This is a genomic window from Mycetocola manganoxydans (assembly GCF_003667545.1).
GTDB lineage: Bacteria > Actinomycetota > Actinomycetes > Actinomycetales > Microbacteriaceae > Mycetocola_A > Mycetocola_A manganoxydans.
Window position 1 is genome coordinate 99,190 of sequence record NZ_RCUV01000006.1, and the last position, 18,790, is coordinate 117,979.

Sequence of the window (18,790 nt, forward strand, 5' to 3'; positions counted from 1 at the left end):
CCATGGCCGTAAAGTCCAAGTCGGCTGCCCGTGACCGTCGTCACGCGCGCCTCCGTAAGAAGATCGAGGGGACCGCGGTTCGCCCCCGTCTCGTCGTGACCCGTTCGGCTCGTCACGTATTCGTCCAGGTCGTTGACGACAGCAAGGGTTTCACCCTCGCATCGGCATCCACCCTCGAAGCTGACCTCCGTACCTTTGACGGCGACAAGACCGCCAAAGCCAGGAAGGTCGGCGAGCTCGTTGCAGAACGTGCAAAGAGCGCCGGTATCGAAGAAGTCGTTTTTGACCGAGGTGGAAACCGTTACGCGGGTCGCGTTGCGGCAATCGCCGAAGGTGCTCGAGAGGGTGGGTTGAACCTGTGAGTGAAGCAAGCAAGGTTGAGGCCGCTACCGCGGACCAGCCAGTCGAAAAGCCGGTTGAGACCGCTGCAGGCACCGAGAGCTCCGGGCGCGTTGACGCCCGTGGCGACCGTGGCAGCCGCGGAGGACGTGGCGAGCGTAACCAGGGCCGCGAGCGTAACAGCCGCGACGCCGACAAGAACCAGTTCCTCGAGCGGGTCGTCACCATCAACCGCGTCTCCAAGGTCGTCAAGGGTGGTCGTCGCTTCAGCTTCACCGCTCTCGTCGTCGTCGGTGACGGAAACGGTCTCGTTGGCGTCGGCTACGGCAAGGCACGCGAAGTTCCCCTGGCCATCTCCAAGGGCGTCGAAGAGGCGAAGAAGAACTTCTTCCGCGTTCCCCGCGTCGGCTCCAGCATCCCGCACCCCGTGCAGGGTGAAGCCGCAGCCGGAGTTGTCCTCCTGCGTCCGGCCGCTGCAGGTACCGGAGTTATCGCCGGTGGGCCTGTCCGCGCCGTACTCGAGTGCGCCGGCATCCACGATGTTCTGAGCAAGTCGCTCGGTTCCTCGAACACGATCAACATCGTTCACGCCACCGTTACGGCGCTGAAGATGCTCGAAGAGCCCCGCGCCGTTGCCGCTCGCCGTGGCAAGGAGTACTCGGAAATCGCTCCTGCCAAGCTGCTGCAGGTCGAGGCTCAGGCCGCTGCTGCTGCCGCGGCTTCCGCAAAGGTAGGTGCCTGATGGCTCAGCTGAAGATCACGCAGACCAAGTCCAAAATTAGTGAGAAGCAGAACCAGCGCGACACGTTGCGCAGCCTGGGATTGCGTCGCATCGGTGCTGTGGTTGTCCGCGAGGACAACGCCCAGAACCGTGGCTACGTCAATACTGTTGCTCACCTCGTAAAGGTTGAGGAGATCGACTAATGGCTGACGACAAGAAGGACGTCACCGAGGAGACCGCCAAGAAGGCTCCCGCGAAGAAGGCGCCTGCGAAGGCTGCGGCCGACAAGGCTCCTGCCAAGAAGGCTCCGGCCAAGGCCGCCGCCGACAAGGCTCCTGCCAAGAAGGCTCCCGCCAAGAAGGACTCCGCCAAGGCTGAGACCGTCGCGGCTGACGCCCCGAAGGCCGCCGCGAAGGCTCCTGCCAAGAAGAAGGCTGAAGCCGAAGCGCCCCGCGCCCAGGTGCTCAAGGTCCACCACCTCCGCCCCGCTGAGGGTGCGAAGAAGTCCCGCATCCGTGTGGGTCGTGGTGAGGGATCCAAGGGTAAGACTGCCGGCCGTGGTACCAAGGGAACGAAGGCTCGGAACACGGTTCGCCCCGGCTTCCAGGGCGGACAGCTTCCCCTCCACATGCGTGCTCCGAAGCTGCGCGGGTTCAAGAACCCGTTCCGCGTCGAGTACCAGGTTGTCAACCTCGAGCGTCTCGCTGAGCTCTACCCGAAGGGCGGTGACGTCACCGTCTCCGACCTCGTGGCCAAGGGCGCCGTTCGCAAGAACGAGAAGGTCAAGGTCCTCGGAAACGGCGACATCGACGTCAAGCTGAACATCTCGGTTGACAAGATCTCCGGATCAGCTGCCGAGAAGATCGTTGCTGCCGGCGGTTCTGTCAAGTAATTTCACAGACGCCGGTCTGTCCCTCGCGAAAGCGAATGGTCGCCGATTGTTCGACAGGCCCGGTAATCGAGTAGATTCGATTGCCGGGCCTGTTTGACGACAGGGCCATTGACCGGCACCAAGAGCCGCATCAACCGGCTCGAAAACAGGAGGCCTTTTTTGTTTAGCGCCGTTGCGCGGATTTTCCGCACGCCAGACCTTCGCCGGAAGATCGGGTTCACCCTGGGCATCATGGCCCTGTACCGGCTCGGCTCGTTCGTGCCGGCCCCTTTCGTCGACTTCGGCAACGTCCAGGCCTGCCTCGAGCAGAACCAGGGCACGTCGGGCCTCTATGAACTCGTCAACCTGTTCTCAGGTGGCGCACTGCTCCAGCTGTCGATCTTCGCGCTGGGCATCATGCCGTACATCACGGCCTCGATCATCACGCAGTTGCTGCGTGTGGTCATCCCTCACTTCGAAACGCTGCACAAGGAAGGGCAGGCGGGTCAGAGCAAGCTGACGCAGTACACGCGTTACCTGACCATCTTCCTCGGCATCCTGCAGTCAACGACTCTCATCACCGTGGCGCGAAGCGGCGCCCTCTTCGGTACCAACACGAGCGCCGAGTGCAGCCAGTTGCTGACGAACGACACCTGGTACGCCGTCCTGCTCATGGTCATCACGATGACAGCAGGAACCGGGCTCATCATGTGGTTCGGTGAGATGATCACCGAACGCGGCATTGGCAACGGAATGTCGCTGCTCATCTTCACCTCGATCGCCGCGACCTTCCCCGGTTCGCTCGTCGCGATCGCGCAGTCGAAGGGCTTCGAGACCTTCCTGCTCGTGCTCGGCGTCGGCCTGCTCATCATGATGGCCGTCGTCTTCGTCGAGCAGTCGCAGCGCCGCATCCCGGTGCAGTACGCGAAACGAATGGTTGGACGCCGGACGTTCGGCGGCAACAACACGTACATCCCGATCAAGGTCAACATGGCCGGCGTCATCCCGGTGATCTTCGCGTCGTCGCTGCTGTACCTGCCCGCCCTGATCGCGCAGTTCAACACACCGGCCGCTGGCGAGGAGCCGGCAGCCTGGGTCACCTGGATCACCACGTACCTCACGAGCGGTGACCACCCGCTGTACATGGCGCTGTACTTCCTGCTCAACGTCGGGTTCACCTACTTCTACGTTGCGATCACCTTCAACCCTGAAGAAGTGGCCGACAACATGAAGAAGTACGGCGGCTTCATCCCCGGCATCCGCGCGGGTCGCCCGACCGCCGAGTACCTCGACTACGTGCTCACCCGCATCACCCTCGCCGGCGCGCTGTACCTCGGCTGTGTCGCGCTCATCCCGCTGATCGCTCTCGCCCTCGTCGGCGCGAACCAGAACTTCCCGTTCGGCGGCGCGAGCATCCTGATCATCGTCGGTGTCGGACTCGAGACCGTCAAGCAAATCGACGCGCAACTCCAGCAGCGCCACTACGAAGGGCTCCTGCGATGAGCGCACGTCTTCTGATCGTCGGACCGCCTGGTGCGGGCAAGGGAACCCAGGCAGCCGTCCTCGCGGACGCTCTCGGAGTCCCCGCCATCTCCACCGGCGACATCTTCCGTGCCAACATCAAGGAAGGCACGGAACTGGGCCTCAAAGTCCAGGAGATCGTGTCGTCCGGCGGTTATGTGCCGGATTCGCTCACCAACGCGATCGTGCGCGACCGGCTGCACCAGCCGGACGCCATCGATGGATTCCTCCTCGACGGCTACCCGCGCACCCGTGACCAGGTCACCGAGCTCGACAGCATCCTCGCCGAGACCGGATCCGAACTCAACGCCGTCGTGCAGCTCGTCGCCGACCCGGACGAGGTCGTCACCCGACTGCTCAAGCGTGCCGAAGAGCAGGGCCGCGCGGACGACACCGAAGCCGTCATCCGGCACCGCCAGGACGTGTACCACGAGCAGACCGAACCGGTCATCGCCGCGTACAAGGCTCGTGGAATCGTCGTGGAAGTCGACGGCCTCGGATCGGTCGACGAGGTCAGCGAGCGCGTCCGCGCCGCTCTCGCCGATGTCAGCATCGCCTTCTGAGTTCGGTAATGCTCCGCAAATCCATCTACAAAACTCCGGCTCAGATGCGTCTGATGATCGAGCCCGGGCTGGCAACAGCCGCCTCTCTCGCTGCCGCGAGGCAGACCCTTCTGGTCGGCGCGACGACGCTGCAGGTCGATGCCGCTGCTGAGGCAGCGATCGTCGCCCTCGGCGGGCAGCCGAACTTCAAGCTCGAGCCCGGATACTCCCACACCGTCTGCGCGTCCGTGAACGAGGACGTCGTGCACGGCATCCCGAATGACCGGCCCCTCGAACCAGGGGACCTCGTCTCCATCGACAGCGGAGCGATCATCGGAGGCTGGAACGGGGATGCCGCGTTCAGCGTGGTTCTGCCTGACCCGGCGCGGCCGGAACTGGTCGCCGAACGCCAGAAGCTCTCGGATGTGACCGAGGGGTCGCTCTGGGCCGGAATCGCGCGGCTCGCCACGGCCAGGTACCTCAACGAGGTCGGCGATGCGGTGCAGGGGTACGTCGAGAAGCACGGCGACTACGGCATCCTGACCGACTATGTCGGGCACGGGATCGGCCGGTCGATGCACGAAGCGCCTCCGGTGTTCAACTACCGGGTGCGTCCGAAGGGACCGGAAGTGAAGCCGGGGCTCGTCGTGGCGATCGAGCCGATGGTCGTCCTCGGCAGCATCGACACCCACACCAAGGACGACGACTGGACCGTCGCGACCGATGACGGGCTCGCGTCAGCGCACTGGGAGCACAGCGTCGCCGTTCACAAGGACGGCATCTGGGTCCTGACGGCAGAAGACGGCGGAGCGAAAGGCCTCGCCCCGTTCGGCGTCACACCCACGCCGTTGGCCTGATCGGACTGTCGTCCGCGCTAGTGTCGTTCCCATGACGACGCCTGTGGTGCTCCTTCTCGACCCGATTCCCGCGGATGCCGTCGGTGACGCTCTCGCGGAATCCTTCCGGTTCGCGGGGGCATCCGACCCCATCCTGTCTGCGTTCGATGCGGGCGCCGGCCGCGGCGACGGGATCTTCGAGACGCTCGGGGTGAACGACGGTCGCGCGCGCGGCATCGATGCGCACCTCGACCGCTTCGCGGCATCCGCAACGAAACTCGACCTGCCCCAGCCGAATCTTCCGCAGTGGCGGGCAGCGATCGAGCGGGTTCTCGGCGAGCTTCCTCGCACGGGCCAGGCGTCCATCCGGCTCGTGCTCACCCGGGGGAACGGAGGAACGCCGACCTGCTGGGTCACCGGCTCGATCGTCGACGGGGACTTCCCCGAGCGGACCACCGGCATCCGTGTCGTCACCCTCAGTCGTGGATACGCGAATGACGTGGGAGAGCACGCCCCGTGGTTGCTCGTTGGCGCGAAAACCCTGTCGTACGCGGTCAACATGGCGGCACTCCGCGAGGCGAAACGCCGGGGCGCTGATGACGCCGTCTTCGTATCGACCGACGGTTTCGCGCTCGAAGGGCCGACGTCGTCGCTCCTGCTCCGGCAGGGCGACAGGATCGTGACGCCCGCGATCCAGCACGGCATCCTCGCGGGGACGACCCAGGCCGACCTGTTCGACGTTCTGACCGCCGAGGGCTTCACGTGTGAGTCGCGGCGGATCGACACGCGGGAACTGCTGCGATCGGATGCCGCGTGGCTCGTCTCCAGTGTGCGCCTGGCCGCCCCGATCACCGCCGTCGACGGCACGGATGTCGCGACAGACCCCGAGCTCACCGCCCGCATGAACGCCGCACTGCTCGGGTGACGCGTGTTGCTCGGCCGGTTTCGGCTGGACACCGGCGTTGCTCGGTCGGTTTCGGTTGAAAATCGCCGCGCCCTGTGACCAGTATCGCCCGGGCGGGAGCGGTTGACGGATGCCGCGGCATCCGTTCGCGCGCGAGACGAACCCTCGGGTCAGGAATCCATCGTGTGCACGAGTTCGTCGATGAACGCCGTGAAGTCGGTCGAGCGCCTCACGATCCGCTGCACGTCCTCCCGTTCGGAGAACACCTCGACGAACTGGTCGAACACCCGCTGGAAGTTCGCCCGCTCACTCGCGCTGAAGGCGATGAGCGCGACGACGTTCACCCGGTTCTCACCCCATGGCATGCTCGACTCGTTCACGGCGATCGCGATCGAGGTGCTGCGCGCCGTCATCTCCATCGCGTGGGGGACAGCAAGGGAATCGGTGAACGCGGTCGATGACATCCGTTCACGCTCGATCGCCCCGTCGACGTAGTCCTCGTCGATGATGCCCCGCGCGACCATGAGGTCGCCGAGACGCCGGATCATCGCGGCCTCGCTCGACGCCCCCTCGTTCCGGAGGAACAGCGACGCGTCGAAGTACTTCAGCACCTCGTCCTTGATCAGCGCCCGCCGGTGCACCCGCCGGATCCTGCTGACCGCCTGCCGCACCCGGTCAGCGTCACCCTGGGTGAAGAACGGCTGAATGACGAGAACCTTCTCGTCGGGCACCGGCGGCTCGATCGTGGTCAGCACGATGTCGGCGTCGAGGCCGGCCCACGACACATCAGAGCGCGTCACCACCCGCACCACCTCGATCGCGTCACCGAGCATGAGCGTCACCCGGTCGCGCAGCAGCAGGTGCATGTCGTAGTAGTTCGGGCACACCAGCACACAGCGCAGAACTTCATCCGAGCGGGACTGCTGTTGCTGGAGGTGTGCGCCGACGTGCATCGCGATGTATGCGATCTCGTCGTCGTTGATCTCGACGGCCCCGTGCTGCTGCAACCTGCTGGCGATGTAGACGGCGAGCTCGTAGATCATCGGATACGACGTCTTGATCGACCTGGCCATCGGGTTCCTGGAGTAGGAGTGCTCGTGCGCACGACGAAGCAGGTTCTGCACGTGCAGGGTGAGCCGGGTGATGAAGTCCTCATCGGAGAGGTCGACGAGGTACTCCTCGCCCGCGTTCTGCACGATGCTCCGCACGACGTCGAGGTCGGCCCGGTTGAGGTAGCCGGGGTCGGTGGCATCCGGCGCCCGCATCACCGCACGCGTGGTGAGCAGGTAGGCGAGGTAGTCGATGTCCGCGGCGCCGAGGACCGTGTCGAAGTGGTGGGCGATGAGCGCGGACAGGTCGGAGGGGATGCCGTCGGCCGGTTCCCCTGCACCGGTGTCGCTCTCGGGCACATGGCGGTCCTTCGACACCCTGTCGACGGCGATCGCGATGTGCAGGAGGACGTTATCGATCCCGTAGTCGTTGAGCGAGTAGTTGCGTTCGGTGAGCATGTCGATGAGCGCGGTCTTGAATTCGCTGAGGCTCTGGAACGAGAACTCGCGCTGGATCGCCTCGAGCTCGATCATTCCGCGCTCGGTCTCCTCGCGGAACATCCGCGACAGCAGGCGCCTCCTGGCGAGTTCCGTTCCGGCAAGCGCGACCGTCCCGCCCCGTCTCGTGAGGGACAGTTCGGCTTCGGAGAGCAGCAGGCGCACCCGGGCGAGGTCCGACTCCACCGTCGATTCCGACACGTGCAGGCTGTCGGCAAGATCGAAGACGTCGAGTCCGTCCGGGCTGTCGACCAGCCGCCGCACGATCCCGTACAACCGGTCCCTCGGTGTCTCCGTCACATCGACGACGGCCGCCGAGCGGAAGGCGGCGTACGCATCCGCATCGACGCGATAACCGTTCGGCCCCGCCTCGACGACGCTCTGGCCTGCGGCGCGAGCCTTGATGGCTGTGACATAACTGCGGATGCTGCGCGGCGTCACCCCGAGGACGTCGGCGAGTTCACCCGCGGTCACCCAGGTACCGGCGCGCGCGAGATAGGCGAGGATCCTGTCCTGTCGATCGCGGGTCATGGTGCGCTCTCCTTCTGTCGCCGGCGCTGAAGTCTGGTGCCGGCGGTGCGTCCATGTCGAGTCAACCATCGAAAGGGCGGCGCCGGGGGAGCAAACGGGTGCTTTCCGGGGAGGCGGAAGGGTTCATGGTGGCACCGGCCCGGGTTGAGCGGGAGAATCGGGGACAGCCCGCCACCAGGAGCGGGACGCAGGACTGTTCGGGACGGCAACGGAGGCGGATCGATGAGAATCCTCGTGGTGTGTGGCGCGGGCGCGTCGAGTACTTTCGTTGCCCGTCGCATCCGGACGTCCGCCACCGCTCGCTCGCTGGCCGTCACGGCAGAGGCCTGCCCCCTCGACTCGCTGCCCCAGCGACTGGACGGATCGGGCGTCGTGCTCCTCGGCCCGCACCTCGGGAATCGCCTCGACGACGTCCGTCGCAGCGCCGATTCCGCCGGCGTCGCCGTCGCGGTACTTCCGGCCACCATCTTCTCGTCGCCATCCGGTGACGAAGCCCTCGATCTCGCCCTGGAAGCTGCAGGGGCGTTGTCGACGCAGGGGGAACCACAACGCAGCGACGGAGGACCCACCCATGGTTGAACGCACCGTTCGAATCGGATCGAGCCACGGACTGCATGCGCGGCCGGCGAAACTCTTCACCCAGGCCGCGAGTGCGTCGGGGTCCAAAGTCACCATCGCCAAGGGCAGTGGCAAGCCGGTGAATGCCGCAAGCATCCTCGGCGTGATCTCTCTCGGTGTCGATCATGGGGACTACGTCACGCTGACCGCCGACGGCGACAACGCCGAAACCGTCCTCGACGAACTCGTCGAACTGCTGGTGACCGATCATGACGAGTGAGCTCGAGAGGACGATCGCCGGGACCGGCATCGGCCAGGGCGTCGCCGTCGGTGTCGTCGCCCGCATGTCCGACCCGCTCCCCGAACCGGCCGACACGCCGAGTACGCGGTCGCAGGCCGAGGAGTCCGAGCGGGCACGGGTATCGCTCGGCGTCGTCGCGAGGGAGCTCGAAGCCCGAGGCCAGTCCGCGGGCGGAGCCGCGAAGGATGTCCTCGAAGCCCAGGCCATGATGGCCGAAGATCCGATGCTCTCCGATGCGATCGACGAAGCGCTCGCGGCGGGTAAGACAGCGGAACGCGCCGTGTTCGAGGCGTTCGCGTCCTTCCGGGACCAGCTCGTCGCCATGGGCGGCTACCTCGGTGAACGGGCCGCTGACCTCGATGACGTGTCACAGCGTGTCATCGCGGACCTCGGGGGAGTGGCCGCGCCTGGCGTTCCCAACCCGGAGCATCCGTTCATCCTCGTCGCTCGCGACCTCGCACCTGCGGACACCGCCATGCTCGACCTCGACAAGGTCCTCGGCCTCATCACGAGTGACGGCGGCCCCACCTCGCACACCGCGATCCTCGCCCGCGAGAAGTCCATCGTCGCCGTCGTCGGCGCAGCGGATGCCACGGGGCTGGCGGAAGGCACCCGCGTCGTTCTCGACGCCGCCGCTGGCATCGTGATCGCCGACCCGAGCGACGAGCAGGTCGCAGACGCCGAGCGCCGCATCGCCGAACGGAAGGCCGCCGCTGTCGCGCCGGTCACCCCGGGCGCGCTCGCCGACGGCACAGCCATCCCGCTGCTCGCGAACCTTGGCTCGTCCGCAGGCGCGCAGGCAGCGGCCGATGCCGGAGCCGAGGGCGTCGGCCTGTTCCGCACCGAGTTCCTCTTCCTCGACGCCGGAGGATCCGCCCCCACCGTCGAGCAGCAGAAGGAGCACTACATCCGCTTGCTCGAGGCATTCGGCGGCAAGAAGGTCGTCGTTCGCGTGCTCGATGCAGGGGCGGACAAGCCTCTCCAGTTCCTCAACGACGCCCACGAGGAGAACCCGGCCCTCGGGCTGCGCGGTCTCCGCGCCCTCCGCGCCAGCGAAGACATCCTCCGGGAGCAGCTCACGGCGCTCGCCGAGGCGGATGCCGCCACAGACGCCGAACTCTGGGTCATGGCCCCGATGGTGTCGACCGTCGAGGAGACGAGGTACTTCGTCGCCCTCGCACGCGAGTTCGGGATCAAGACCGCCGGTGTCATGGTCGAGGTCCCGTCGCTCGCCCTGCTCGCCGACAAGGTCGCTGCAGAAAGTGACTTCGCCTCGATCGGAACGAACGACCTCACCCAGTACACGCTCGCGGCGGACCGCATGCTCGGTTCCGTCGCGGCGTTCCAGGACCCGTGGCACCCCGCCGTCCTCCGGCTCGTCGGCGAGGTCGGCGCAGCCGGTGCCGCAGCAGGCAAACCCGTCGGGATCTGTGGCGAAGCGGCGGCGGACCCGCTGCTCGCCGTCGTGCTCGTCGGGCTGGGCGCCACGAGCCTCTCAATGTCCACCCCGGCGCTCGTCGACGTCCGGGCTTCCCTGCTCACATTCACCCTCGACGAGGCACGACACCTCGCCGGAATCGCACTGGCCGCCGACGGGGCGGCCGAATCCCGCGCAGCGGTTGCCGCCGCTGCACTCACCCTGAAAGAGGCACGATCATGACGACGACGTCTACCCCCACGAAGCCGGGAGGTGCCCGGGTCCGCGTCCAGCGGTTCGGCACGTTCCTCTCCGGCATGGTGATGCCCAACATCGCAGCGTTCATCGCGTGGGGCCTCATCACCGCATTCTTCATCGCGACCGGCTGGATGCCGAACGGCATCCTCGGCGGGTTCGGCAACGCGGATGTCATCGGCTGGCAGGGCGCGGCGACAACGCTCGCGCAGGCTGAAGACGGCACGACCTTCCCGCAGTACGTCGGACTGGTCGGCCCGATGATCACCTACCTGCTCCCTCTCCTCATCGCCAACACCGGCGGACGGATGATCTACGGTGAGCGTGGTGGCGTTGTCGGGACGATCGCGACGATGGGTGTGATCGTCGGATCCTCGATCCCGATGTTCATCGGCGCGATGATCATGGGCCCGCTCGCGGCGTGGCTGATGAAGAAGGTCGACAGCATCTGGGACGGCAAGATCAAGGCCGGCTTCGAGATGCTCGTCAACAACTTCTCCGCGGGAATCCTCGGCGCCATTCTGGCGGTCGTCGCCTTCTTCGGAATCGCCCCGATCATCACAACACTGAGCTCCTGGCTCGAGGCGGCGGTCAACTGGCTCGTGAGCCTGTCGCTCCTCCCGCTCGTGAGCATCTTCGTCGAACCGGGCAAGATCCTCTTCCTCAACAACGCGATCAACCACGGCGTCTTCACCCCACTCGGTGTGCAGCAGGTGGAAGAAAGCGGAAAGAGCATCCTGTTCCTGATCGAGGCCAACCCCGGCCCCGGACTCGGAATCCTCCTCGCCTACTCGTTCTTCGGACTCGGCATCGCCCGCGCGAGCGCGCCCGGCGCGATCATCATCCACTTCTTCGGTGGAATCCACGAGATCTACTTCCCGTACGTACTGATGAAGCCGGCTCTCCTCCTCGCCGTCATCGCGGGTGGAATGTCCGGTGTCGCCACCAACGTGCTGTTCTCGAGCGGACTCCGCGCGCCGGCGTCCCCCGGAAGCATCATCGCCGTGCTGATCCAGACGGCGAACGACAGCTACCTCGGCGTGATCCTCTCGGTTCTCGTCGCAACCGCCGTGTCGTTCCTCGTCGCCGCGATCATCCTGCGGGCATCGCGCAAGCGTGACCTGGCCGCAGGCAACGCCGGAGACATGAGCGCCGCTGTCGCAGCCACCGAGGCGAACAAGGGCAAGTCAAGCTCCGTGCTCGGCGGCCTCGTCAACGAGGGGACCACCGACACAGGCTCTGCGGGAGGCACCGCAACGACGACGCTCGTCAAGAACATCGTCTTTGCGTGCGACGCGGGAATGGGCTCGAGTGCGATGGGAGCATCCGTCCTGCGCAACAAGATCAAGAAGGCGGGTGTCGACGGCATCACCGTGACAAATCAGGCCATCGCGAACCTCACCGGGGACGCGGACCTCGTGATCACCCACCAGGACCTGACCGACCGGGCCAGGGAGAAATCGCCGAACTCGCAGCACGTCTCCGTCGACAACTTCATGAACAGCCCGAAGTACGATGACGTGGTCGAGATCGTCAAGCGCAACAACCAGGGGGGAACAGCATGACCGGAACTATCCTGACCGCCGAGAACATCAAGGCATCGGGCTCGGCAACGACGAGGGACGACGCCATCCGCGAGGCCGGAGAGCTCCTGGTCTCGGCGGGAGCCGTGACACCGGGCTACGTCGACGCGATGCTCGAGCGCGAGGCATCCGTCTCCACCTACATGGGGAACTTCCTCGCCATCCCTCACGGCACCAACGAGGCGAAGGACTCCATCACCCGGTCGGCGCTCTCGATCGTGAGGTACGCCGAACCGATCGACTGGAGCGGTGACGAGGTCCGGTTCGCCGTCGGTATCGCCGGGCTCAACAACGAGCACCTCGAAATCCTCTCCAAGATCGCCATCGTCTTCTCCGATGAGGACGAGGTCGAGAAGCTCCTCAACGCGGCGGATGCGAACGAACTGTTCGCGCTGCTCGAGGAGGTCAACGCAGAATGAAGGCCGTTCACTTCGGCGCGGGCAACATCGGTCGCGGATTCGTCGGCCTGCTGCTTCACGACGCCGGTTACGAGGTTGTCTTCGCCGATGTGAACGCGGAGCTCATCGACCAGCTCGACGCGGCACCGAGCTATGACGTGCACGAGGTCGGTGAGGGTGGGCAGATCCGCACCGTCACCGGCTTCCGTGCCATCAACAGTGCCAGCGCCGAGAACGAGCTGATCTCCGAGATCCAGACCGCAGACGTCGTCACGACCGCCGTCGGTCCGAACATCCTGAGATTCGTCGCCCCTGTGATCGCTCGGGCACTCGCCCTGCGGGACTCCGGACTCGCGCCACTCGCCGTGATGGCGTGTGAAAACGCCATCAACGCCACCGACGTGCTGAAGACAGAGGTGCAGGCGAGCGTGGCGCCAGACGAGTGGGAGGCGCTGAGTCCCCGCGCGATTTTCGCCAACACGGCCGTCGACCGCATCGTCCCCGGCCAGGCAGCCTCGGCGGGCATCGACGTCACGGTCGAGACCTTCTACGAGTGGGTCATCGAGTCAGGCCCGTTCGGGGAGAACACGCCGGACATCCCCGGCGCGACATTCGTCGACGCGCTCGGTCCGTACATCGAGCGAAAGCTGTTCACGGTCAACACCGGCCACGCCACCGCTGCGTACTACGGGTTCGCTGCCGGAATCGAGAAGATCTCCGATGCCCTCGCCGATACGGCGGTCTCGGATGCGGTGCGCAGCGTTCTCGAAGAGACGAGCGCACTCCTCGTCGCAAAGCACGGCATCGACGCTGAGGCCCAGGCTGCCTACCGCGAGAAGATCCTCGGGCGGTTCGCCAACCCGCACCTGCCAGACACCGTCCAGAGGGTCGGGCGCCAGCCGCTCCGCAAGCTGTCACGACACGAACGGTTCATCGGCCCGGCGGCCGAACTCGCCGAACGGGGGATGGGACACAGTGCCCTCCTCGACGCCATTGCGCAGGCGCTGCGGTTCGACGTTGCCGACGATGAGCAGAGTGCCGAAATGCGGCGCATGCTCGCAGAACTCGATGCTCCCGCCTTCGTGGAGCAGGTCACCGGACTGGCGCCGGAGCATCCATTGTTCGGGGAAATCGTCGGCATTGTGTCCACCGCCCTGGCGTGAGAATCGATTGGCGAATCGGCGCCAATTAACATAGGATTGTCCGTTGGTGCTTTGTGCACGCTTTCTGTGTGTTCTCCAAACGGAGCAAGCAGCACCACAATCCATCCGCACGACCAGTGCGACCTACTTTGAGCGACAGTGAGTGTATGGCCAAAAAAGACGGTGTCATTGAGATCGAAGGCGCAGTAGTCGAAGCTCTGCCCAACGCGATGTTTCGTGTTGAGCTGACCAACGGCCACCGCGTTCTTGCCACGATTAGCGGCAAGATGCGTCAGCACTACATCCGTATCCTCCCCGAGGACCGCGTGATCGTTGAGCTCAGCCCATACGATCTGACCCGCGGCCGGATCGTTTACCGCTACAAGTAGGACGCGCTGTAAGTAACGGCCTGAGGTCCATACCGGGCGTCACGGCACGACGACAGCGAAAAGAGAGAAACACATGAAGGTCAACCCCAGCGTCAAGAAGATCTGTGACAAGTGCAAGGTCATTCGTCGCAACGGACGCGTCATGGTCATCTGCGACAACCCGCGCCACAAGCAGCGCCAGGGCTAATCCTCCTCTCGGGGAGAACCGCACGACCAGCAACACAACATATTCGGCAGTTCCAGATCTCATTCGAGTGACACCTCGGGTCGGAGGCCCGGGCACAGGAACTGCTCCACACCTCCACTAACTCCTAGGAGAAGCCACCATGGCACGTCTCGCCGGCGTAGATATTCCCCGCGATAAGCGCGTGGAAATCGCACTGACGTACATTTACGGTGTTGGACGCACACGGTCTGTACAGACCCTCGCGGACACCGGAATCGACGGAAACATCCGCGTGAAGGACCTCAGCGACGACCAGCTGATCCAGCTCCGCGACTACATCGAAGGCAACTACAAGGTGGAGGGTGACCTCCGCCGCGAGGTTCAGGCCGACATCCGCCGCAAGGTCGAAATTGGAAGCTACGAGGGCATCCGCCACCGTCGCGGCCTGCCCGTCCGTGGTCAGCGCACCAAGACCAACGCTCGTACCCGCAAGGGCCCGAAGCGCACCGTAGCCGGCAAGAAGAAGGCTCGCTAGGCCATCGGCCTCGAGTCTCGCCAGAAGAATTTAGGAGTAATCAATGGCTGCACCCAAGTCGGCTGCTCGCAAGCCGCGTAAGAAAGAAAAGAAGAACATCGCAGTGGGCCAGGCCCACATCAAGTCGACCTTCAACAACACCATCGTCTCGATCACGGACCCAACGGGCGCCGTCATCAGCTGGGCTTCCTCCGGTGGAGTCGGCTTCAAGGGTTCGCGTAAGTCGACCCCGTTCGCCGCTCAGCTCGCCGCAGAATCGGCAGCGCGTCAGGCGCAGGAACACGGCATGAAGAAGGTTGACGTCTTCGTCAAGGGACCCGGCTCCGGCCGCGAGACCGCGATCCGTTCACTTCAGGCCGCTGGCCTCGAGGTCGGCTCGATCAACGACGTCACCCCGCAGGCGCACAACGGTTGCCGCCCGCCCAAGCGTCGCCGCGTCTAAATCTCTACTCATGGTCGATTGAGCAGTGCCTGGCAGGCACTGCTCAATCGACCGTTGACGACACAACTTCATACCTCGCCATTGCAAGTGTCATATAGCGGACACTTAGCCGAAAGGAACACATAGTGCTTATTGCACAGCGCCCAACGCTCACCGAAGAGAACATCTCAGAGTTCCGCAGCCGGTTCGTGATTGAGCCACTGGAGCCCGGCTTCGGTTACACCCTCGGTAACTCACTTCGCCGCACCCTGCTTTCTTCCATCCCGGGCGCTGCTGTCACCAGCATCCGCATCGATGGCGTACTGCACGAGTTCAGCACCATCCCCGGTGTGAAGGAAGACGCAACCGAGATCATCCTGAACATCAAGGGGCTCGTTGTCTCGAGCGAGCACGACGAGCCGATCACCGCTTACCTCCGTAAGACCGGTGCCGGTCAGGTCACCGCCGCTGACATCTCGGCTCCTGCCGGTGTCGAGGTGCACAACCCGGACCTCGTGATCGCCACCCTGAACGACAAGGCGAAGTTCGAACTGGAACTGACCATCGAGCGTGGCCGTGGCTACGTTTCCGCCACGCAGAACCGCAACGAGTTCTCCGAGGCCGGCCAGATCCCGATCGACTCGATCTACTCACCCGTTCTCAAGGTCACCTACCGCGTCGAGGCAACTCGTGCCGGTGAGCGCACCGACTTCGACCGCCTGGTCGTCGATGTCGAGACGAAGGCGGCCATCACGCCTCGCGACGCCATCGCATCCGCCGGTAAGACGCTCGTCGAGCTGTTCGGCCTCGCCCGTGAGCTCAACAACGCCGCTGAAGGCATCGAGATCGGCCCAGCGCCGGTCGACGCCGTGCTCTCCAGTGAACTGTCGATCCCGATCGAAGACCTGGACCTGTCGGTCCGTTCATACAACTGCCTCAAGCGTGAGGGCATCAACACGGTGTCCGAGCTCGTCGCCCTGAGCGAGACGCAGCTGATGAACATCCGCAACTTCGGACAGAAGTCGGTCGATGAGGTTCGCGACAAGCTCGTGGAAATGGGCCTCTCGCTCAAGGATTCGGTCCCCGGATTCGACGGCGCCCACTTCTACTCGGGTTACGAAGACGAGACAAGCAACTAAGGCTCGTCCTCGACGCCTTTTCATTATTGACACTGGAGATTAACGACAATGCCTACTCCCACTAAAGGCCCCCGCCTCGGAGGCGGCCCAGCACACGAGCGTCTCATGCTCGCCAACCTGGCCGCAGCCCTGTTCACCCACAAGAGCATCAAGACGACCGAGACGAAGGCCAAGCGCCTCCGTCCGATCGCCGAGCGCCTCATCACCTTCGCGAAGCGTGGAGACCTCCACGCCCGTCGTCGCGTCATGCGTGTGATCGGAGACACCTCGGTCGTGCACGAGCTCTTCACCGAGATCGCCCCCCTTGTCGCCGAGCGTGAGGGTGGATACACCCGCATCACGAAGCTCGGTTTCCGTAAGGGTGACAACGCGTCGATGGTTCAGATCGAACTGGTTCTCGAGCCCGTCACCCCCAAGGTGAAGAAGTCGAAGACCACCACGGAGAAGGCCGCACCGGTCGTCGCCGAGGAGACCGCTGCTGACGAAGCAGCCGTCGAAGAAGCCCCTGAGGCTGAGGTCGTTGACGCAGACACCGAAGCCGCTGACGCCGAGAAGGCCGAAGACAAGTAGGCATTTCGCGATCAGCGAAGCCCCCGACATCCGCGAGGATGCCGGGGGCTTCGTCGTTGCACTCCCCATAGGCTGGAGGGATGACCTCGGTAACGCTTCCCCTCAGTAGCCGCGTCGACGCCCCACAGGAACTCCCGATTCCGAGCCACGCGGATGTCGCCAGGTGGCGTCCCGCATCCCCGGAGGACATCGACGCGATTCTCGCAACACAGGCCCTCTCGGATCGGCTCGATCACCCCGAGTGGACGACGACGAGGGAGGACCTCGAGGAGGACTTCCGGGCCGCCCACATCGACATGTCCCGCGATTCGCTCGTCGGCTTCGACGCCGACGGCGCTGTTGCCGCGTACGGATTCGTGATCCTCGGGCCGGGTCAGGACAGCCGCGTGCAGTCCTACCTGCCGGGAACGGTGCGACCCGACCTCCGCGGGCGAGGTGTCGGCCGGTGCCTGCTCGACTGGCAGCGCGGCAGATCCCGCCAGCAATTCGCCTCGTCGGAGAAGACGATCCCTGGGTGGTCGATGATCGACGTGGCGAACGGGAACGACGCGGCTCTCGCTCTCGCCCAGGACATGGGCTTCGTGATCTCGCGCTACTTCACCACCATGAACCGTGTGGCGGCGGAGCCTGTGCCCGAGATCGCCGCGCCAGACGGCATCCGAATCTTGCGTTGCACTCCCGACCTGTTCGAAGCGGCCCGACTGGCGCGCAATGATGCTTTCCGAGATCACTGGGGGAGCCAGCCACGGGTGCCGGAGGAGTGGGCGAAGTTCACGGGCAGCTCGAAGTTCCGGCCGGAGTTGTCGTGGGTGGCGCTCGAAGGCTCAGGGGCGGATGCCCGTGTCGTCGCGTTCGCCCTCACCTCGCTGAACGAACACGACTGGGAGGCGCAGGGCTTCAGCTCGGGATACATCGAGCTGATCGGCGTCGTCCGAGACTGGCGTGGACGGCGCCTCGCTCCAGCACTCATCTCCCGATTGCTGACGTCGTTCGGGGAGGCCGGGCTGGAACGCGCCGTCCTCGACGTCGATACCGCAAGCCCGACGGGAGCCAACAGCCTCTATGAACGGCTCGGATTCCGTGCGACCACGCAGGAGATCGCCCTCGTCATCGAATACTGACGGCGACCGTAAACTGTGGGGGTGACCCAGACCCAGCGATTCCGACTCGACATCGCGTACGACGGGACCGGGTTCGCAGGGTGGGCGAAGCAACCGGGGCTCCGCACTGTCCAGGGTGTTCTCGAGGATGCGATCGCAACCATCCTCGGCCAGCAGGGCGAGAAGATCCTCGTCGCGGTGGCCGGCCGGACAGACACGGGAGTTCACGCCACCGGTCAGGTGGCTCACCTCGATCTCGACGCCGACCGCGTCGAGCGTGTCCGTCGTGGCAGGGCGACGCGAGACGGGTTGCACCCGACGGGCAGTGCCCTCCGCCGCAAGGTGAACGGTGTTCTCGGCCAGTATCCCGATGTCGTGATCACGAACGCTGCTCCTGCCGCACCGGGCTTCGATGCCCGTTTCTCCGCCGTGTGGCGCCGGTACGAGTACCGGATCGCTGACAGCCTGTCGTTCAGGAGCCCCCTCGAACGAGCGCAGACCACGTGGCATCCTGCCCCGCTCGACGTGGCGCGCATGGACGCCGCCGCCACGAGTCTCACCGGGCTGCGGGATTTCGCGACCTATTGCCGTCCCAGGGAAGGGCGAACGACCATCCGTACCCTCCAGCGCTTCAGCTGGCGAAGGGATGCGCACGGCGTTCTCGTCGCGGACGTGCGAGCCGATGCGTTCTGTCACAGCATGGTGCGGGCGCTCGTCGGAGTCTGCGTCGCCGTGGGGGAGGGGAAGCTCGACGTCCAGGACGCCGAACGGTTGCGAGCGGAACTCGAGCGCTCCAACGAGTTCGCCGTCATGCCCGCGCGGGGCCTGACCCTCGCCGAGGTCGGTTATCCCTCCGATGCCCTCCTCGGGCAGCGCGCCGAGCTGACCAGGCAGCGCCGGTCGCTCGCAGACGGCCCGGACCCGTTCGCCGAGTTTGACCCTGATGATGAGGCCGGGTAGGCTTACCCCTTGGTGTCTGCGCTCCCTGCAGTGCGGCATCCGAA

23 protein-coding genes are annotated in these 18,790 nt (G+C 65.1%); 22 read left to right on the forward strand and 1 reads right to left on the reverse strand.

What is annotated here, in order from left to right:
* Positions 1-2 precede the first annotated feature (2 nt).
* The 8 genes from rplR (at position 3) to D9V29_RS06065 (ending at position 5,755) form a co-directional block, all read left to right on the forward strand.
* A complete protein-coding gene (gene rplR, locus D9V29_RS06030; protein ID WP_121672436.1) occupies positions 3-362 on the forward strand; it encodes a 50S ribosomal protein L18 in 360 nt (119 codons plus the stop codon).
* Complete coding sequence (rpsE, locus tag D9V29_RS06035) at positions 359-1,081, forward strand: 30S ribosomal protein S5 (protein ID WP_121672437.1); 723 nt, start codon at positions 359-361, stop codon at positions 1,079-1,081. Before rplR ends, rpsE begins: the two co-directional genes overlap by 4 nt.
* Complete coding sequence (gene rpmD, locus D9V29_RS06040) at positions 1,081-1,263, forward strand: 50S ribosomal protein L30 (RefSeq protein WP_183084932.1); 183 nt, start codon at positions 1,081-1,083, stop codon at positions 1,261-1,263. The genes rpsE and rpmD overlap by 1 nt, the downstream gene beginning before the upstream one ends.
* Positions 1,263-1,952, forward strand: a complete 690-nt coding sequence (gene rplO, locus D9V29_RS06045; protein ID WP_121672438.1) for a 50S ribosomal protein L15 — start codon at positions 1,263-1,265, stop codon at positions 1,950-1,952. Before rpmD ends, rplO begins: the two co-directional genes overlap by 1 nt.
* Before the next feature lie 159 nt (positions 1,953-2,111).
* Positions 2,112-3,434 (forward strand): preprotein translocase subunit SecY, encoded by a 1,323-nt coding sequence (secY, locus tag D9V29_RS06050; protein ID WP_121672439.1) that lies wholly within the window; start codon positions 2,112-2,114, stop codon positions 3,432-3,434.
* Positions 3,431-4,015, forward strand: coding sequence for an adenylate kinase (locus tag D9V29_RS06055; RefSeq protein ID WP_121672440.1), 585 nt, complete (start codon positions 3,431-3,433; stop codon positions 4,013-4,015). The genes secY and D9V29_RS06055 overlap by 4 nt, the downstream gene beginning before the upstream one ends.
* Positions 4,016-4,023: 8 nt before the next feature.
* Positions 4,024-4,851 (forward strand): type I methionyl aminopeptidase, encoded by an 828-nt coding sequence (gene map, locus D9V29_RS06060; protein ID WP_229790490.1) that lies wholly within the window; start codon positions 4,024-4,026, stop codon positions 4,849-4,851.
* Between the two features lie 31 nt (positions 4,852-4,882).
* A complete protein-coding gene (locus D9V29_RS06065) occupies positions 4,883-5,755 on the forward strand; it encodes an aminodeoxychorismate lyase (protein ID WP_121672441.1) in 873 nt (290 codons plus the stop codon).
* Positions 5,756-5,904: 149 nt separating this feature from the next.
* On the opposite strand, the gene D9V29_RS06070 is transcribed toward D9V29_RS06065, so the two are convergent.
* The gene (locus D9V29_RS06070) at positions 5,905-7,812 is read right to left on the reverse strand and encodes a BglG family transcription antiterminator (RefSeq protein WP_121672442.1); all 1,908 of its coding nucleotides are present in this window, start codon (positions 7,810-7,812) and stop codon (positions 5,905-5,907) included.
* 222 nt (positions 7,813-8,034) lie between these two features.
* On the opposite strand from D9V29_RS06070, the gene D9V29_RS06075 reads away from it, so the two are divergent.
* The 14 genes from D9V29_RS06075 to truA all read left to right on the forward strand — a co-directional run bounded on the left by D9V29_RS06075 (position 8,035) and on the right by truA (position 18,746).
* Entirely contained in the window at positions 8,035-8,391 is a 357-nt protein-coding gene (locus D9V29_RS06075) for a PTS sugar transporter subunit IIB (protein WP_121672443.1), read from the forward strand.
* Positions 8,384-8,650, forward strand: a complete 267-nt coding sequence (locus D9V29_RS06080) for an HPr family phosphocarrier protein (RefSeq protein ID WP_121672444.1) — start codon at positions 8,384-8,386, stop codon at positions 8,648-8,650. Before D9V29_RS06075 ends, D9V29_RS06080 begins: the two co-directional genes overlap by 8 nt.
* A 64-nt stretch (positions 8,651-8,714) precedes the next feature.
* Complete coding sequence (ptsP, locus tag D9V29_RS06085; protein ID WP_373294824.1) at positions 8,715-10,331, forward strand: phosphoenolpyruvate--protein phosphotransferase; 1,617 nt, start codon at positions 8,715-8,717, stop codon at positions 10,329-10,331.
* Positions 10,328-11,908: a PTS mannitol transporter subunit IIBC gene (locus D9V29_RS06090; RefSeq protein WP_121672446.1), complete on the forward strand. Its 1,581-nt coding sequence runs from the start codon at positions 10,328-10,330 to the stop codon at positions 11,906-11,908. Before ptsP ends, D9V29_RS06090 begins: the two co-directional genes overlap by 4 nt.
* Positions 11,905-12,345, forward strand: coding sequence for a PTS mannitol transporter subunit IIA (locus D9V29_RS06095; protein ID WP_121672447.1), 441 nt, complete (start codon positions 11,905-11,907; stop codon positions 12,343-12,345). Before D9V29_RS06090 ends, D9V29_RS06095 begins: the two co-directional genes overlap by 4 nt.
* The gene (locus D9V29_RS06100; protein ID WP_121672448.1) at positions 12,342-13,487 is read left to right on the forward strand and encodes a mannitol-1-phosphate 5-dehydrogenase; all 1,146 of its coding nucleotides are present in this window, start codon (positions 12,342-12,344) and stop codon (positions 13,485-13,487) included. The genes D9V29_RS06095 and D9V29_RS06100 overlap by 4 nt, the downstream gene beginning before the upstream one ends.
* A gap of 146 nt (positions 13,488-13,633) precedes the next feature.
* A complete protein-coding gene (gene infA / locus D9V29_RS06105; RefSeq protein ID WP_111720612.1) occupies positions 13,634-13,855 on the forward strand; it encodes a translation initiation factor IF-1 in 222 nt (73 codons plus the stop codon).
* A gap of 73 nt (positions 13,856-13,928) precedes the next feature.
* Complete coding sequence (gene rpmJ, locus D9V29_RS06110) at positions 13,929-14,042, forward strand: 50S ribosomal protein L36 (RefSeq protein WP_090712353.1); 114 nt, start codon at positions 13,929-13,931, stop codon at positions 14,040-14,042.
* Positions 14,043-14,181: 139 nt separating this feature from the next.
* Positions 14,182-14,556 (forward strand): 30S ribosomal protein S13, encoded by a 375-nt coding sequence (rpsM, locus tag D9V29_RS06115; RefSeq protein ID WP_121672449.1) that lies wholly within the window; start codon positions 14,182-14,184, stop codon positions 14,554-14,556.
* Between the two features lie 43 nt (positions 14,557-14,599).
* Positions 14,600-14,998: a 30S ribosomal protein S11 gene (gene rpsK, locus D9V29_RS06120; protein ID WP_121672450.1), complete on the forward strand. Its 399-nt coding sequence runs from the start codon at positions 14,600-14,602 to the stop codon at positions 14,996-14,998.
* Positions 14,999-15,123: 125 nt separating this feature from the next.
* Positions 15,124-16,116 carry a DNA-directed RNA polymerase subunit alpha gene (locus D9V29_RS06125; protein WP_121672451.1) on the forward strand — a complete coding sequence of 331 codons (993 nt, stop codon included), beginning with the start codon at positions 15,124-15,126 and terminating at the stop codon, positions 16,114-16,116.
* Between the two features lie 48 nt (positions 16,117-16,164).
* On the forward strand, positions 16,165-16,686 hold the full coding sequence (gene rplQ / locus D9V29_RS06130; protein WP_121672452.1) for a 50S ribosomal protein L17: 522 nt from the start codon (positions 16,165-16,167) through the stop codon (positions 16,684-16,686).
* Positions 16,687-16,766: 80 nt separating this feature from the next.
* Positions 16,767-17,807, forward strand: coding sequence for a GNAT family N-acetyltransferase (locus D9V29_RS06135; protein ID WP_121672453.1), 1,041 nt, complete (start codon positions 16,767-16,769; stop codon positions 17,805-17,807).
* A 15-nt stretch (positions 17,808-17,822) separates the two neighbouring features.
* Positions 17,823-18,746 carry a tRNA pseudouridine(38-40) synthase TruA gene (truA, locus tag D9V29_RS06140; RefSeq protein ID WP_373294818.1) on the forward strand — a complete coding sequence of 308 codons (924 nt, stop codon included), beginning with the start codon at positions 17,823-17,825 and terminating at the stop codon, positions 18,744-18,746.
* Positions 18,747-18,790: the final 44 nt, after the last annotated feature.

What these genes read in the sequence shown, in the direction of transcription:
- rplR (WP_121672436.1), top strand. Translation starts at nt 3, where the DNA reads ATGGCCGTAAAGTCCAAGTCGGCTGCCCGTGACCGTCGTCACGCGCGC.
- rpmD (WP_183084932.1), top strand. Translation starts at nt 1,081, where the DNA reads ATGGCTCAGCTGAAGATCACGCAGACCAAGTCCAAAATTAGTGAGAAG.
- rplO (WP_121672438.1), top strand. Translation starts at nt 1,263, where the DNA reads ATGGCTGACGACAAGAAGGACGTCACCGAGGAGACCGCCAAGAAGGCT.
- D9V29_RS06055 (WP_121672440.1), top strand. Translation starts at nt 3,431, where the DNA reads ATGAGCGCACGTCTTCTGATCGTCGGACCGCCTGGTGCGGGCAAGGGA.
- map (WP_229790490.1), top strand. Translation starts at nt 4,024, where the DNA reads ATGCTCCGCAAATCCATCTACAAAACTCCGGCTCAGATGCGTCTGATG.
- D9V29_RS06065 (WP_121672441.1), top strand. Translation starts at nt 4,883, where the DNA reads ATGACGACGCCTGTGGTGCTCCTTCTCGACCCGATTCCCGCGGATGCC.
- D9V29_RS06070 (WP_121672442.1), bottom strand. Translation starts at nt 7,812, where the DNA reads ATGACCCGCGATCGACAGGACAGGATCCTCGCCTATCTCGCGCGCGCC.
- D9V29_RS06075 (WP_121672443.1), top strand. Translation starts at nt 8,035, where the DNA reads ATGAGAATCCTCGTGGTGTGTGGCGCGGGCGCGTCGAGTACTTTCGTT.
- D9V29_RS06080 (WP_121672444.1), top strand. Translation starts at nt 8,384, where the DNA reads ATGGTTGAACGCACCGTTCGAATCGGATCGAGCCACGGACTGCATGCG.
- ptsP (WP_373294824.1), top strand. Translation starts at nt 8,715, where the DNA reads ATGTCCGACCCGCTCCCCGAACCGGCCGACACGCCGAGTACGCGGTCG.
- D9V29_RS06090 (WP_121672446.1), top strand. Translation starts at nt 10,328, where the DNA reads ATGACGACGACGTCTACCCCCACGAAGCCGGGAGGTGCCCGGGTCCGC.
- D9V29_RS06095 (WP_121672447.1), top strand. Translation starts at nt 11,905, where the DNA reads ATGACCGGAACTATCCTGACCGCCGAGAACATCAAGGCATCGGGCTCG.
- D9V29_RS06100 (WP_121672448.1), top strand. Translation starts at nt 12,342, where the DNA reads ATGAAGGCCGTTCACTTCGGCGCGGGCAACATCGGTCGCGGATTCGTC.
- infA (WP_111720612.1), top strand. Translation starts at nt 13,634, where the DNA reads ATGGCCAAAAAAGACGGTGTCATTGAGATCGAAGGCGCAGTAGTCGAA.
- rpmJ (WP_090712353.1), top strand. Translation starts at nt 13,929, where the DNA reads ATGAAGGTCAACCCCAGCGTCAAGAAGATCTGTGACAAGTGCAAGGTC.
- rpsM (WP_121672449.1), top strand. Translation starts at nt 14,182, where the DNA reads ATGGCACGTCTCGCCGGCGTAGATATTCCCCGCGATAAGCGCGTGGAA.
- rpsK (WP_121672450.1), top strand. Translation starts at nt 14,600, where the DNA reads ATGGCTGCACCCAAGTCGGCTGCTCGCAAGCCGCGTAAGAAAGAAAAG.
- rplQ (WP_121672452.1), top strand. Translation starts at nt 16,165, where the DNA reads ATGCCTACTCCCACTAAAGGCCCCCGCCTCGGAGGCGGCCCAGCACAC.
- D9V29_RS06135 (WP_121672453.1), top strand. Translation starts at nt 16,767, where the DNA reads ATGACCTCGGTAACGCTTCCCCTCAGTAGCCGCGTCGACGCCCCACAG.